Annotated in this window: 12 protein-coding genes; 3 read left to right on the top strand and 9 right to left on the bottom strand. The window is 36.5% G+C overall.

Annotated features, from left to right (window positions below):
- Position 1: 1 nt before the first annotated feature.
- From A9G47_RS02300 to yejK, 6 genes are all read right to left on the bottom strand, one after another.
- Positions 2-1,117: an ATP-binding protein gene (locus tag A9G47_RS02300; protein WP_141674786.1), complete on the bottom strand. Its 1,116-nt coding sequence runs from the start codon at positions 1,115-1,117 to the stop codon at positions 2-4.
- Entirely contained in the window at positions 1,093-4,791 is a 3,699-nt protein-coding gene (locus tag A9G47_RS02295) for a DUF4132 domain-containing protein (RefSeq protein ID WP_176700639.1), read from the bottom strand. The genes A9G47_RS02300 and A9G47_RS02295 overlap by 25 nt, the downstream gene beginning before the upstream one ends.
- Positions 4,792-4,989: 198 nt before the next feature.
- On the bottom strand, positions 4,990-5,454 hold the full coding sequence (locus tag A9G47_RS02290) for a hypothetical protein (protein WP_065642060.1): 465 nt from the start codon (positions 5,452-5,454) through the stop codon (positions 4,990-4,992).
- A 170-nt stretch (positions 5,455-5,624) separates the two neighbouring features.
- Complete coding sequence (locus A9G47_RS02285; protein ID WP_065588802.1) at positions 5,625-6,668, bottom strand: hypothetical protein; 1,044 nt, start codon at positions 6,666-6,668, stop codon at positions 5,625-5,627.
- On the bottom strand, positions 6,665-7,510 hold the full coding sequence (nfo, locus tag A9G47_RS02280) for a deoxyribonuclease IV (protein WP_065579988.1): 846 nt from the start codon (positions 7,508-7,510) through the stop codon (positions 6,665-6,667). The genes A9G47_RS02285 and nfo overlap by 4 nt, the downstream gene beginning before the upstream one ends.
- A 42-nt stretch (positions 7,511-7,552) precedes the next feature.
- A complete protein-coding gene (gene yejK, locus A9G47_RS02275; RefSeq protein WP_065579989.1) occupies positions 7,553-8,557 on the bottom strand; it encodes a nucleoid-associated protein YejK in 1,005 nt (334 codons plus the stop codon).
- A gap of 391 nt (positions 8,558-8,948) precedes the next feature.
- Between yejK and A9G47_RS02270 the strand changes: the two genes are divergently transcribed.
- Complete coding sequence (locus tag A9G47_RS02270) at positions 8,949-10,340, top strand: MATE family efflux transporter (protein WP_065568493.1); 1,392 nt, start codon at positions 8,949-8,951, stop codon at positions 10,338-10,340.
- A 208-nt stretch (positions 10,341-10,548) separates the two neighbouring features.
- On the opposite strand, the gene A9G47_RS02265 is transcribed toward A9G47_RS02270, so the two are convergent.
- From A9G47_RS02265 to A9G47_RS02255, 3 genes are all read right to left on the bottom strand, one after another.
- Positions 10,549-11,436 carry a DMT family transporter gene (locus A9G47_RS02265; protein WP_065642059.1) on the bottom strand — a complete coding sequence of 296 codons (888 nt, stop codon included), beginning with the start codon at positions 11,434-11,436 and terminating at the stop codon, positions 10,549-10,551.
- Between the two features lie 44 nt (positions 11,437-11,480).
- Positions 11,481-13,388 (bottom strand): SEL1-like repeat protein, encoded by a 1,908-nt coding sequence (locus A9G47_RS02260; protein WP_065642058.1) that lies wholly within the window; start codon positions 13,386-13,388, stop codon positions 11,481-11,483.
- A gap of 142 nt (positions 13,389-13,530) precedes the next feature.
- Entirely contained in the window at positions 13,531-14,397 is an 867-nt protein-coding gene (locus A9G47_RS02255; protein ID WP_065642057.1) for a YicC/YloC family endoribonuclease, read from the bottom strand.
- Between the two features lie 159 nt (positions 14,398-14,556).
- Here A9G47_RS02255 and rph point away from each other — a divergent pair, with 159 nt between their 5' ends.
- Positions 14,557-15,273 carry a ribonuclease PH gene (gene rph / locus A9G47_RS02250; RefSeq protein ID WP_065568489.1) on the top strand — a complete coding sequence of 239 codons (717 nt, stop codon included), beginning with the start codon at positions 14,557-14,559 and terminating at the stop codon, positions 15,271-15,273.
- A 21-nt stretch (positions 15,274-15,294) separates the two neighbouring features.
- The gene (pyrE, locus tag A9G47_RS02245) at positions 15,295-15,942 is read left to right on the top strand and encodes an orotate phosphoribosyltransferase (RefSeq protein ID WP_065582743.1); all 648 of its coding nucleotides are present in this window, start codon (positions 15,295-15,297) and stop codon (positions 15,940-15,942) included.
- Positions 15,943-16,087: the final 145 nt, after the last annotated feature.

The following is a 16,087-nucleotide window of genomic DNA, read 5'->3' as shown; positions in this document are numbered from 1 at the left end:
ATTATTTCCAAAAATGTTTAGATACCTGATAAAACGAGTGCCATTGCGATGAATGTTTAGCCCGTTCACGCACCACATTATCCATATAAAATTGAATTCGTTTGATATCGTCAGCATTATCTTTTAAAACAACACCTATCAGTTGTTTGGCAATCTGCCCCCCATTTAGTGTGCCATCACCAAAATAATAAGCATCTAATGCTGAAGCATACACAATATTCACAGCTTCAGCCGTTGACATCACGGCATCAGGCACTTTAAGGTGAGTGCCATTTTGCGTTTGCCCTTGTCTTAGCTCTTGAAATGTGGTCACTAGCAGTTCAATGACATCAATAGGGACAATGACTTGTGATTTTAATTCGCCTAATTCCTGATTAAGTTGTGTTTGAATTAATTCTATTTCGAAATTTTTATCTGTAATAGGATTAATCGTTTCAAAATTAAAGCGACGTTTTAATGCAGCCGACATTTCGTGCACACCACGATCGTGCAAGTTTGCCGTAGCAATAAGATTAAATCCAGGCTTAGCACTCATTTTTACACTTTGCCCCATTTCAGGGATCATCATTTGCTTTTCAGACATTAATGATACCAGTACATCTTGAATTTCGGGTGGGCAACGCGTGATCTCTTCAAAACGAACAATTTTACCTTGTTGCATACCATGGTAAATAGGCGAGCCGATTAATGCGCGCTCTGTTGGTCCTTCAGCTAATAGTAAAGCGTAATTCCAAGCATATCGGATATGATCTTCACTGGTGCCAGCCGTGCCTTGAATAGTCAGATTTGAATCGCCACTAATTGCTGCCGCTAGCAATTCAGACAACATCGATTTAGCGGTCCCCGGCTTACCGACTAACATCAAACCTTGTTTACCAAGTAAAGAAACAATTGCCCGATCGACCAGTGGATCATCACCAAAAAATTTACGACTAATGCCCAGCTCTTTATTACCTAAAATAAATTGCCGTACTAATTTGGGTGATAAGTTCCAACCTTGAGGTTTATTGTTTGCATTATCTAATTCAAGTAGCGTATTTAGCTCATCAGCATAACGTTGTTCAGCACTTAAACGAATAGCTTGTGCGTTTTTTACCATAATAGCTTCTGCTCCCATTTTGGATCAAAACCACTGCTGGCCTTAGCAACAGCCATATAATCAGCATAGCCTTCTGCAAGCAATACGGGTGGCACTTGATTAAGTTCAATTGCTCGGTGTTTTAAACCGGGTTTTTTACTAAAATACAGGTTAAAAAGTGCCACAGGAACATTTTCTTCGGGTACCATACTGCCGCTAAATTCAATATTGATATACAGATTAAGGCCAACAAAATATTTATAGTAGCCATAAAAACAACCTGCGTCTTCAACAGCATCACGTTTATAGCCCAATTTTGTTAAAATGCCACGTAGGGTAAAGCTATCAGTTAACCAGCCAAAGCATTCATTGATAATATTATTTTCAACTTTACTCACATCGGGTAATGAGTGTGTAAACTGCTCAAATAGTTGCGTGACTTTGTAGTCTTTAAGATGATGTTGCCAAGCTTTTATGTTATCACTTGATAGCAATGCCGAATGTGCAACAACGATTTTATTTACTTGATTTAATGAAATTTCATCATCGTCTGTAGTAATTAAGCTACCATCTTCGGTTGGCCTGAAGCTATTTACAATTTGCCCTTTGTCATCTAATTCAAGCCAAATTAAACGTTGAACAAGCCTTCCCACAATTGGATGTGGTTGCAAGTATTTTTGCCAATCCTCAACTCGCCAATGGCGCTGTGCGCACATGGCTTCATAAAAACGGGTCATTTGCATATTGAGTAATTGCGTTAGCTCTTTTTTACTGTTAGTAAACTGTTTTTTAGCTTCTTTCACTAACGTTACATCTTCACTTTTACGTGCTTCAGGTAACGCTTTAATTTCATCACCATCTGAATTTTTTAAATGCCATTTAAATTTATCATCGAAACTCGCCGTAAAAATTCGTTCGCCATAATCGAGCGTTAACACCCCATTATCATCTAACCCTGCGGTAGAAATGGTGCGATCAGCGAGTTCATCGGTCGTCCAACCATTACGCTTCGCAATATTTTCCACCAATAATCGTGCTTTTTCTTGTATCGATGCGGTACGATAACGGCGTGCAAGCGATAAGAGGAGTTGCGTAATAAGTGGATCATCACTATTTGCAAGTGGTTCAAGCATGGCCTCAATTTGTGCTCGTCGTTGTTGATGATCTTTCATATAGTTACGTACTAGTGAAACCGCAACACGACCTTCAATACCACGAGTTAATGCTAATAGACCTTTTGCTTTAATGGCCGATCCAAGATAGACGGCAAGTGTTTCATTTTTTATCTCTTCAAATACTTGTTCAAAAGTGATATTGGCATAACTTGGGTAATATTGAGGATATTGTTGATACCACTTGATACATTGTTGTAAGCGCTTATCCGCCAATAAATTGGCTTGTGCCTCAGCCTCTTCCACTGTTGGTCTACGAGTATCTTGTTTGATAAAACTTTGTAAAATAAATTCGCCTAATAGTTGTTGGCTTGACAAACTTAATAAACGGCTATAAATGCCTAATAATGGGTTAGCGGGTTCTTTCAACTTGACAGCTAACCATACCCACCATTGCACAATTTGTGGATCAACATCTTCTCCATTTTGCCAAGTTAATGATGGTATTAGCGTTACATCAAACCAATCAAAATCAGTAGGTTTTTTACCTTTTAAGCCTTTTTGTGCATCGGCTAATAGTTTTTTAGTGGTTAATTGCTGGCTAATATCTTCACCAATTTTTTCAAGCGCAATTAATAATGACGCTTGTACGGTTTCGCGCTTTTCTTTTTGTAAAGCCTCATTTAATGCTTTAATCGAAGATTTTTGCCCTAACTGTGCAAGCCAATTAGCTGCTGCAATACGCACTTCTTGTTTAGCCGATGATAACGCCTGCTCCACTTGGTTGTGAATATTTGGTATTACACTTAAAGCATCTTGCGCTGTATAGCGTATTTGTTTGCTTTCTTCCAAGGCTAATTCACATAGATAAGAAACATATTTAGCAGGCAAAGTTGGAAAAGTTTGTAATATTTTTATAGCGCTCGCTTTATCTATATTGATATACGACCAGATTTTGTTGGCTGGAGCAAATCCCAACGCCTCATCAAGCAAAAATTCATGTTCGGCAAAAAATGGCCATAATTTGTTTGGCTCATTTTCATAGATCTCATGATAAGTGTCTGTGGTTAAAAATGGCAAAGCAATAGCATAGAGAGAACGTTCAGGATCATCAAGTTTTGCTAATACATAGGCTATCTGCCTAAGATCAAAGTCTTTTAAAAATTCGTTTTTTTCATATAATTGTTGAAAATAATAAATGCCAGAATACTTATCAGCCAATCTAACCGCACGCAAAAAATGAAAAAGTGTACATTCAGGTAAATTTTGTAGCCTATTTTTAGCCAATACAAATGACGTACTGAAGCTATTATCTATTTTTTTAAATAACGCCGAAAGCTCAATTTTACCATTTAAATAGTGATATATATCATCTAAATCTTTCGATGTGACCGCTTTTAAAGCTTTATATGTTTCTGCTTCTGTCGTCCAATTTGTTAAATATTTTTTATTATATTCAGCCTCTTTTTGCGCTGCTTTTTCACATTCTATCAAATATTCTTCATAATTTTGTTGCAAAATATCTCGAGCATTGATTGGTAAATCAATATCTTGTATTGGCTCGAAATCAGCAATGACCAACGTTGCTTGTTGTTCAACGGCATTGGCACTTTCAAGCCGAGACAGTGCACTTTCAATTGCCGTAATAACGGTTTTATTTGTTTCGCTAGCTAAGGCTTGTTGTAAAATTGTCGGATCTGATGACATTCTAGCTTGTAATGTCGCAGCACTGCTACGTTGTTTAACGGTACCTGAGGTTAATAACCGTTGTAAATGTGGTTGTACTATTTCGCGCGGAGAGCTAAGTAGCATTTCCGTTGCTAGCTGGCTAACTTGTTTTGAGCTATTTAATGACTGTACAGCAATAAAGTCAATCATCAGTGTGTGGAGCTCAGGATGTTGTTGGATATATTTTAATTGCTCAACTTGCCCTAATACCGCCATACCTTGCTCGGGTAATTGTTTGAAAATCTCGATATGCTCAATAATATAAGGTAATAAATCATTAATTATAAAGAAATTTCTGAAATAACTCTGATAGTTAATTGAAATATTTTGACGATCAAAAATAGCCATTAGTAATTTCTGGCTTGATTCTGGCTCTTGAGCATCAAGCAATTGATGTAATTGTTTAATTGACCAATTTTGTCGTTGATCCTCGTTAATACAATCTGTCATTGTGGTAATCAAACCATCATATAGCAGATATAAAAACCAAGATGGTACCTGTGAAGTAATGAGTTTAATAAAGTGTAAGTTGCTACAAACTGCGGCTAAAACTCGGGCAAAACGGGTTATCTGTTCATTAGAATACTCATCAGTCCAACGTTGGTAAAAAGCTATTCTTGCATCTTCCGATGAATTCGCTTTGTCATCAAGGCTAATGATATACAAATCACAAGGTCTTCTAAGTAATTCATAAAGATTTTTCGTCGAGTTTGAAGATTGGCTTAACTGATTTAAATCAACCAACACGTTTGGGTCTTCACCATATAAAATATATTGAGTAATACGTTCTGGCATGGCTTTATTCAATTGCTTTACAGGTTCAAATATGGCGGTAATTAGTTGTTGTGATGATAATTGATTTATTTTATTCATAGTTCTTTCTCCATCCATTCTGGATTCAATCTGTCTAAAGCGTTCGCAACGGCTATATAATCAGCATAACCTTCAGCAAATTAAAAAGGTAAAGAAAATTTCGTTAAAAATATCTGCGATATATCGCTTTGCCTTTTGCTCGCTTAGTATTATTTTGGCTAATAAGTCAGCAAATTGTCGCAAATCTGCTTACTGGAGTTATTCCTCTTTTTCAAAAAGTAAATCTAAATTATGGGTAATTTGCATATTTGTTTCAATATAATATGCCCGTAATAAATGCTGTACATGGCATTCTGGTAATTTTTGGAGACATTCTCGGTACAACGTAAGTAATAGTAGATTGTTTTGGCAAATAAATTGATTATTATTGTTTAGATCTAAACTGGCTTCTTTTTCAGCGCCATTTAAATAAGCAAAAACATCATCAAGAGTATCTGATGTCCATGCTTTTAATTTTGCATTACGTTCATGAGCATAATGATAATTTCTGCTCCAAATCGCATTATCATCAGCTTCGTTTTTTGCTTTTGCGGCTAACATGACTAATTGCTGCGCATAATTTTGTTGCATAGTCTGCCTAAAACTAGCTGGTAAAGGGCTTTCTTCAATTGGGTAATAAGGTGGAATATTAAGCTCTGTTAATGGCAATACGGATTGATTCAAACTGCTATTCCTTATTTTAACTAATTTGTTATTTATATAATTATTGTAGCTATACTAAAAATAGATAATCTTTTTAAAAAGAATCCTACATAAAATTTACTCTATTAACATCTTCTTCCTCTCAAGAACGAGATTTTACGGTTTTTCAGATAAAAATAATTTATCGGATATCAGTGCCGAGCATCACACCTTGGGACAAAATAGTCGTGCAATGGGTGCATAAATTGAAAAACAGGAGTACAAGCAAACGATGATGATTTAAAACCAAATACAACAGGTGGTTCATTCTTTAAAATTTTACCTGTCCATTGATATATAGGCTCATCTTTGCTATTTAAGTTATTTAACGGGTAAAACATGTCGCCTTCCATTATACCGTCAATCACATTCGTTATTATATTGGAGTCAGAGTCTAATATAATTAAATGTCTTGCGATGATTTCACCACTATGAAAAAATGCACTTTCGTTTTTTATTGTATAATTTTCTATAAAAAAACGAAAACCATTTGCTTGAGCCAAATAACTATCCACTTTTTTTAAATCTTTCAAATCGCCATCAAATGCTAAAGAGGTAATGTCATCATTTTCATCAAGAACAGGAGAATCCTTTTCATCAATTTTGTTCCAAAATAAAGGCGTTAAGGGCTTTTGAACAAAAGGATTTTCTTTACCAATATAAACAAGATTGCTATATGAATAATCTTTCAATCCTTTTGAATCTAATTTAAAACCAAACATATAATCAGATAAATAGAAAGGACCATCATCTGCGTCTTTATAAGGATTAACAATAGCTAAAACTTTTAAGCTATTAATAGGAAATGATTTTAAATAATTTTGATCATAATCATAAATAAAAACAGTATCGTCTTCAGATATCCCCACTTCAGAAAAGAACTTAGCTCGATACGAATCAGTTAATAAATATTCTTTCTTTTTATAATTTTTTCTTTTGCCTTCAGGAATCAAAAAAACACTTTCCTTATTTTCTTCATCATATAACTTAATATCATCAGATAATGAAACAAACATAAAGTTAGGATCATCTTTAATATAATCAATAGATGCTAGTGAATATACTCGAATATCCTTCCGATAACCACTACCATCAAACTCTATCAAAGTGTTGTTTTCAAGGTTTTTTGCATAATTATAAAAACTAGGCATAGCTAAAGTAAAAATACAAAAAAAGTAGAATACTTTTTTTATCATAAGTTCACTTGCTCCTTTAACCAAGCAATTTCTTGTGCCCAAATATCCGGATCAATGGTTTCCAATATAAGCGGAATTTCGTCAATTCTTGGATCTTGCATGATATATTTAAATGCCTCTTCGCCAATATTACCTTTGCCTAAGCTATGGTGGCGATCAACATGGCTGGCAAATTCGCTTTTGGCATCGTTTAAATGCATGCCTCGTAAATATTTGAAACCAACAATTTTTTCAAATTCGGCAAAGGTTTCTTGGCACGCTTTTTCAGTACGGAGATCGTAACCTGCGGCAAAAGCATGGCAAGTATCAATGCAAACGCCCACTCGATTTTTGTCTTCTACTTGATCAATGATTTGCGCTAAATGTTCAAATTTGTAGCCCAGATTAGAGCCCTGCCCTGCGGTATTTTCAATCACTGCCACAACGCTACTTGTTTTGTCTAGTGTCATGTTAATCGATTCGGCAATACGTGATAGACATTCATCAACCGATATTTGTTTTAGATCGCTTCCAGGGTGAAAATTCAGTAACGTTAAACCTAATTGTTCACAACGTTGCATTTCATCTAAAAATGCCGTGCGTGATTTTTCGAGCTGTTCACGATCAGGATGGCCTAAGTTAATTAAGTAGCTATCGTGCGGTAAAATTTGCTTGCTGGTAAAGCCATATTTTTCACAACGCTTTTTAAAGCTGTCGATAATTGCTGATTCAAGCGGTTTTGCGTGCCATTGTCGTTGATTTTTGGTAAATAGCGCAAATGCGGTTGCGCCAATTTGATAGGCATTAATTGGGGCGTTATCCACCCCACCTGCGGCACTGACATGTGCTCCAATATATTTCATTTTTTATCCTGAGAATGCTGTTTGTGTATGATTAGTGAATAATTAGTTAGTGCCACTATTGCGTTGTAGCTGATCACGTAAATTAGGTGGCACGCCTTTAATTACTAGCGTATCCGTTTGCGGATCCCATTTAACGCGTTCACCTAACAAATTCGAATCAAAACTTAATGTTAACCCACCGCCGCTACCCGAAAATTTTTTAAGCTGACGCAGTGCACTGCGATCAACGGGGAATGTTTCTTCTAAGTCATATTCGCTATTTTTAATAAATTCAACAAAATTATTTTCACCATTTGTTGGGAGCTCATTGGCTAGGTTTTTCAGCTCAATTTCTTCACCTGCTTGTAATTGTGCCTGACAGTAGTTGTAAACATTTTCGCGTGCGCTAGTTTTGTCTTGTTTATCAAATTGCATTTCTTGACAATAATCATCAACTGCTTTAACCAACGTTTTGTTTTGTGCTTTAGCATCTAAACCTTCACTAGCACCTAAATAGTCCATAAAAAAGTCAGACACTTTGCGCCCTACTCGTCCTTTTAAAAAAGTTAAGTACCGTTTTGAGTCAGCTTCGGTTTCCCACTCGGTAATGTCAACTCGAGCAATAATGTCAGCATGAGCGATATCGAGGTATTGCGTTTCGCTAATATCTAAGTCTTCATTAACTAGCATACTTAAACAGCTGTTTAATACCGCAATAATCAGGTATTCAACCGCTAAATAGCGATACTGACAAAATACGACCGTGCCCCCTTCAGCAAAAGGATATTTAGCCAATTCGTTACGCAGTTGTTTGGTTGATTCCTGACTAAAATGTAAAAAGTCTTGATTACCCAGGCGTAACTCTTTTAGCGATTGCTCAAACAAGCTGTCGCTATTAAATAGCCCATAGGCTTTGCTTTTGTTGTTATAAATACGGTTGATATCTTCAATTAGATTAACAACCGCCTGCTCATTATTTAGCATTGAATCACGAAGTTGTAATTCGATTTCTGTATCACTTTTTCTAATTAATTTATGCAGTATGATCTTTTCTATCTGTACGCTCATTGGTGAGGTTCCTATTGGATCGCAATAATCATTAAGAGCGTTATTTTATCAAAGCGTTGAAAAAGTGCTATTAACAATTTACCAGTCTGTTAAACTAGCACAGTCAAATTGCATCAAATAGATACTAAAACGCATCATTACCTAAAATTTTTTGACAAGATTTAACCGCCATAATGGCAATGAATAAATTAGGGTAGTTGCTATAAACCACTGTCAGCAATAATTAAAAATAAGTAAAAATAGCAAACCGTGTTTATTATTTTGGTAATATAACCAACAAACTGGCATGAATAAATCATAACGAATTTCAATAATGATTATATTCTTTTAACTCAAACACATAGTTATCTGTAACTTCTGTACAATATTTAACAGCAGGAAATTAAAAGCAATGGCTCACTCTCTTGATGTTTATAACGATTTTAAAAATAAAAAAATTAGTGCATTATTTTGGCAATATGCACTGCCCGCTGTAATTGGAACCATTGTCAATACGCTTTATAACATTATTGACGGCATTTTTATTGGCCACTGGATTGGCCGTGAAGCATTGAGTGGTGCAGGGATCATTTTGCCAGTAATGAACCTAACGGCAGGCATCGGTATGCTAGTAGGCATTGGTTCTGCTAGCCGAATTTCGATTTTTTTAGGTCGAGGCGAAAACGACAAGGCTGAAAAGGTTGCTGGCACATCGTTTATGCTAACCGCAGTTTTAAGTGGTTTTACTTTGGCGTTATTGCTCTATTTTGTTGATCCTGTTTTACATTTTGTTGGCTCTAGTGCAACCAATCATGTCTATGCCAGAGAGTTTTTAGAAGTTTATTTACCAGGTAGTATTTTTATTACGTTGACGTTTAATTACAATAATATGATGCGAGCCAGTGGTTATCCATTCAAAGCAATGGTAACTATGTTTATTAGTGTCATTGCCAATATTATTTTAGCACCTATTTTTATTATTGGCCTTGGTTGGGGAATGCGTGGCGCGGCTTTTGCAACCACATTATCGATGTTTATTAGCTTTTTATTTGTGATGCAACACTTTATCAGTAAAAACAGCAGTATTAAGCTATATCGGCGCAATTTCACTCTTAACTTAACCTATATTAAATCAATAATATCAATTGGAATGTCACCATTTGCCATGCAAGTAGCTGCCTCGATTGTGGTAGTATTTATTAATTGGCAACTAGTACATTATGCGCCTTTATCTGAAGTTTCGAGCGATGATGCCATTGCGGGCTATTCAAATGCTAATAGGTTAATTACATTGATTATTATGGTTGTAATTGGTATCAATCAAGGTATGCAACCAATTATTGGTTATAATTATGGCTCCAAAAACTATCCACGTGTTAAAGCCACCTTTTTCTATGCGGTTAAAGTTGCCACGGTGATTACCAGTATTGGGTTTCTTCTTGGATTTTTTATCCCTGATATTTTAGTACGAGCTTTTAGTTCAGATGAGGACTTGGTCTCTACCTCAGCAATAGCGCTTCGATACACAACACTTTCTTTTGCATTTGTTGGTTTTCAAATGGTGACAACTAGCTTTTTTCAATGTATCGGTATGGCAAAAATTTCTATTTTGCTCAGCCTTTCCAGACAAATTTTAATTTTGTTGCCAACACTTTACCTATTACCTCGTTTGTTTGATCTCAACGGCGTTTGGGCATCATCACCTATTGCGGATCTGTTATCGGCGGGAATCGCTTTGACTGTACTGATTTGGTATTTTAAATCGATAAGAAGTCGGCATTACCCAAAACAAGTTAATCAATAATATTCTAAAACAAAAAGGGAGCATTACGCTCCCCATTTACTAAGATTCATACAATGCATCTGTTAAAGATCTCAATAATGAATCGGTTTTATCATCAACATAGGGGTCTTTAACTAATATTCTACTAGCAACATTAATCGCTATTTTTTAATTAATGCTTGGGTTGGTTAAAATTTTTTAAAACCAATCAGTAAACAAAATAATCTCGTTAATTTTTCGTTATGTTTGATAATGACACCATTACCAAACAAATAAAAATAAGTAGCATGCCAACCCAACCGATTAACGACAATGTTTCACCCACAATTAGCATGGCAAGGGTCGCTGCAATGACTGGTTCTAACAAGGTGATCGTAGTTGCCATGCTGGCAGGTATTTTTGATAATCCATATCCATAACAAAGATAACCTAAAAACATAGGTATTAATGCCATATAAAAGCCAACAGCAATATTATTCCATGAATCAAAAAAAACAGCGCCAGTGATTAACATCACCGGAATCAGTAATAATCCGCCACAACCAAAGGTAGCCCCCATTGCCGCTTTACTGTTAACCTTTTTTAACATTAATTGCCGTGCTGTCCATGAATAAAGTGCATAAGTGAAACCGGCAACTAACCCCAATAAAATTCCCAAACTGATATGGTTATATTGAATTGTTGTTGCCGAATTGTCTGAAAAAACCAACATGCTCATGCCGATAATCCCCAAGGCGGAACCGATAACCCATTGCTTAGTGGGTATAAAATCACGACTTCGGTATTCAATGATGGCGGATAAGATAGGCGCTGAACCTATGGAAACAGCCGTTCCAATAGTGACACCCGATAAACGCATAGACGAATAAAAAGCTAAAGGATAAATAGCCACAGCTAATGCACCCACGATTAAAAACCGATAGTATAATCTTAATAAAGCACGGTTTTTGACGATGTAAGAAATGGCTAACCCACATTGCAATATTCCACCAATCCCCATTGCGAACGCACCAATAAATAAAGGCGATAACATAGGGGCAAAAGTCGCTGCTGTGCCTGTTGTACCCCATAATAGTGAAGCCAGTATAACGGCTAAAATACCTAAAGACTTGTTCATTAAATCATAAATTACTCATTGTTTTGTACGAAATTTTTTGTTGTTTAATCAAGGTTGAATCCCATTTTATTCACTTTAATATCTCGCTCACAAGATTCATCTTCCACATCTTTTTCATACGACTTTTTGAACCATTCATCTGCTTTTTCTTTGTCCCTTTTGACGCCTTTACCTCGATAATACAACAAGCCAAGATTCCATTGTGCTTTAGTATTATTCTGCGCAGCGGCTTTTTCAAACCAATATTTAGCTAAACCATAATCTTGAGCAACTGCTTTACCTTCAATATACATAGCACCTAAAGCATATTGAGCATCAGCACCACCATTTTCGGCTCCTTTTTGATACCATTCTAGTGCTCGCGTTAGATCTGATTCAACTCCTTGACCTTTTTCGTATAGAACACCTAAATTATATTGAGCAACCGCACAACCATTTTCGGCCGCTTTTTGATACCATTCAAAAGCTTTTCGGTGATCTTGCTCTACACCTTCACCTATATAATATAAATGCCCAATATTAAGACTGGCTTCGGCAAGACCTTGCCCCGCAGCTTGTTCATACCATTCTAACGCTTTAGTTAGATCTTGTTTAACACCTTGACCTTTTTGGTACATAAACCCTAAATTCAATAGAGCCCCCACATCACCATTTTCGACTGCTTTTTGATACCATTCAAAAGCTTTGCGGTAATTTTGCTTTACTCCCTCACCTGCATGATACAAGTTACCAATATTCACAGCAGCTCCTAAAATACCTTGTGCCGCAGCTTTTTCGTACCATTCTAGCGCTTTTGTTAGATCTTGTTTAACACCTTGGCCTTCTTGGTACATAGCCCCTAAATTCAATTGAGCACTCGCACAACCATTTTCGGCCGCTTTTTGATACCATTCAAAAGCTTTTTGGTGATCTTGCTCTACACCTTCGCCTACATAATATAAGAGACCAATATTAAAACTGGCCTTTGCAAAACCTTCCGCTGCAGATTTTTCGTACCATTCTAGTGCTTTAGTTAGATCTTGCTCTACGCCTTCGCCTACATAATATAAGACACCGATATTAAAACTGGCCTCTGCAAGACCTTGCGCTTCAGATTTTTCGTACCATTCTAGTGCTTTAGTTAGATCTTGTTTAACACCTTGACCTTTTTGGTACATAAACCCTAGATTCAATTGAGCAATCGCATAACCATTTTCAGCCGCTTTTTGGTACCATTCAAAAGCTTTTCGGTGATCTTGCTCTACGCCTTCGCCTACATAATATAAATGACCAATATTAAAACTAGCTTCGGCAAGACCTTGCTCCGCAGCTTTTTCATACCATTCTAACGCTTTAGTTAGATCTTGTTTAACACCTTGACCTTCTTGGTACATAGCTCCTAAATTCAATTGAGCCCCCACATCACCATTTTCGGCCGCTTTTTGATACCATTTAAAAGCTTTTCGGTGATCTTGCTTTACTCCCTCACCTGCATGATACAAATTACCAATATTCACAGCGGCTCCTAAAATACCTTGTGCCGCAGCTTTTTCGTACCATTCTAGCGCTTTTGTCAGATCTTGTTTAACACCTTGACCTTCTTGGTACATAGCTCCTAAATTCAATTGAGCACGCGCATAACCATTTTCGGCTGCTTTTTGATACCATTCAAAAGCTTTTTGGTGATCTTGCTCTACACCTTCACCTAAGTAATATAAATAACCTAGATAAAAAGCGGCTTCTGGAATGCCTTGCGCTGCAGATTTTTCATACCACTCTATTGCTTTTTGTGCATCTTTCTCGACAGAATCCCCCTGGACATACCTAACACCTAAGTAAAATTGCGCTTCTGGACTATTTTCTTCTGCCGCTTTTTTGTATAACTCCTCAAAACTCATATCTTGAAAATTTTGAGCATAAGAAAGGGGTACCATACAGATAAACAATAAGAATAATATTATTAGCTTTTTCATATAAATTCCCTTTCTAACCAAAACAAACTTCTTTAATTATAAAAATAAAAGGAGGGAAAAAAGCGCGTAATTATATCGTACCTATATCCCCCTATAGCAATACCGCAGATAATACCAAGTGCATTATTTATTAACTAAATGATTACTCAATATTTTGTACCTGCTCACGTATTTGCTCAATCAACACTTTAAGTTCAATTGCGCTAGCTGTAACATCTGCATTAATTGATTTTGATGCAATAGTGTTCGATTCGCGATTAAATTCTTGCATCATAAAATCTAACCTACGTCCAACCGCTTCGTTTTTCTTCAAAATAGAATAGGTTTCTTTAACGTGTGTCATTAGTCGATCAAGTTCTTCGGCGACATCTATACGTTGAGCAAGCATTACTATCTCTTGTTCTAAGCGAGAATGGTCAAGTTCGATATTGGCTTCTTGCAATTTGCCTTTTAAACGTTCTTTTTGCCACTCTAGTATTTGAGGCATCCAATTGCGAATCTTATCAACTTCGATAGTAATAGCTTCTAAGCGTTTAACAATCAAATCGCTAAGTGCTTTACCCTCACGCTCACGCACGGTAATAAAATCATCAATCGCAGTATCTAATAAGGCTATAATTTCTTGGGAAATCGCATCCAGATTTTGCTCTTTAGCCGATAAAACCCCCGGCCAACGTAACACATCAATAGGGTTAGTTTGCCCTGATTGATGTTCGGATTGCACCCAACTTGCTGCATTAAGTATTTGTTTAGCCAAATCTTTATTTAACAAGAGTTCTTGATGTTGCCCCGCAGGATCTAGCTCAAAACGTAAATTACATTCAATTTTTCCTCGAGTTAAACGACTCCGCAATTTTTCACGGATGATAGGCTCAAGTGAACGAAATTGTTCTGGCAAGCGAATGTAAGTTTCTAAATAACGTTGATTGACTGAACGTAGCTCCCAAGAAGCGGTTCCCCATGATTGACTTAATTCTTTTCTTGCATAGGCGGTCATACTGCAAATCATAATAACACCTTAAAATTATAAAAACTTGCTGGGCATTGTATCATATATTCTGTATAATGCGCTCTTAGCTTAGGCTAAACATTAACCCTATCTTGTTGATGTCCTCCTAAATAATGAGTTCAAAACGATATTTTTTAATTGTAACAATTGGAGAATTGCATGCGCCCGTCTGGTCGATCTGCGGAACAAATCCGCCCTATAAAAATAACCCGTCATTATACTAAGCATGCAGAAGGCTCTGTACTAGTTGAATTTGGTGAAACCAAAGTGCTTTGTAATGCCACTGTTGATGAAGGGGTACCACGTTTTCTAAAAGGTAAAAATCAAGGTTGGGTAACAGCCGAATACGGTATGTTACCACGAGCAACCAATTCACGTACCCAACGTGAAGCGGCTAAAGGCAAACAAACAGGCCGAACCATGGAAATTCAACGACTTATTGCCCGATCATTACGCGCAATGATCGATCTAGAATTATTAGGTGAATACACTATCACGCTAGATTGCGATGTTATTCAAGCCGATGGTGGTACAAGAACAGCATCAATTACTGGGGCTTGTGTTGCGCTGAACGATGCCATTAATAACATGGTTGCCGAAGGTAAAATTAAGCAAAACCCAATTAAATCTTTAGTTGCAGCTGTATCTGTCGGCATTGTAGATGGTCAAGCGCTTTGTGATTTGGAATATATAGAAGATTCAAATGCAGAAACCGATATGAATGTTGTAATGACAGATGACGGACGAATTATTGAAATACAAGGCACCGCGGAAGGTGAACCATTTAGCCATGAAGAGCTGTTAACGTTATTAGGATTAGCAAAAAATGGGATAACCGCCATTATTGATGCACAAAAACAAGCCTTGAACGACTAAACAGCTAATTGGAGAAAACCGATGAAATCATATAAAAGTGAATTTATTGAATTTGCTTTAGATAGGCAAGCATTAAAATTTGGCGAGTTCACATTAAAATCGGGGAGAAAAAGCCCCTATTTCTTTAATGCTGGATTATTTAATACTGGTAAAGATCTGGCTTTATTAGGCCGTTTTTATGCAGCTGCGTTGATGGATGCCAACTTAGAATATGATGTCATTTTTGGTCCTGCTTATAAAGGTATTCCGATTGTTTCTTCAACCGTTGTTGCACTATCAGAACACCATAATGCCGATGTACCTTATTGTTTTAATCGCAAAGAGGCTAAAGACCATGGCGAAGGTGGCAACCTAGTCGGCAGTTCAATTTATCAGCAACGAGTTATGCTAGTTGATGATGTTATTACCGCTGGCACGGCGATTCGTGAATCGATGAGAATATTAGAAGATAACCAATCTAAACTTGCTGGTGTACTAATTTGTTTAGACCGACAAGAAAAAGGCCGTGGTGAGTTATCAGCAATCCAAGAAATTAAACAAACTTATCATTGTGATGTGATTTCAATTATCACATTAGATGATTTGATCCAATACCTCTATCAATCCCCAGAGCGACAAGATCAAGTAAAACAAGTTGAAGCTTATCGGGCTGAGTATGGCATAAAATAATCACCATTCATTTTTCTTTCTTTACAAAAAGCATCGTAAGATGCTTTTCATCATCGCCTATCATGTCTTTATTAATATCGCATTTTTCATAATAAAAAATGCTCTTTTCAGAAAAAAAGATTTTTACCTAATGTTAAATAAAAAT

The sequence above is a fragment of the Gilliamella sp. WF3-4 genome (assembly GCF_001690275.1).
Taxonomy (GTDB): domain Bacteria; phylum Pseudomonadota; class Gammaproteobacteria; order Enterobacterales; family Orbaceae; genus Gilliamella; species Gilliamella apicola_C.
This window is presented reverse-complemented; position numbering and strand designations above follow the sequence as displayed.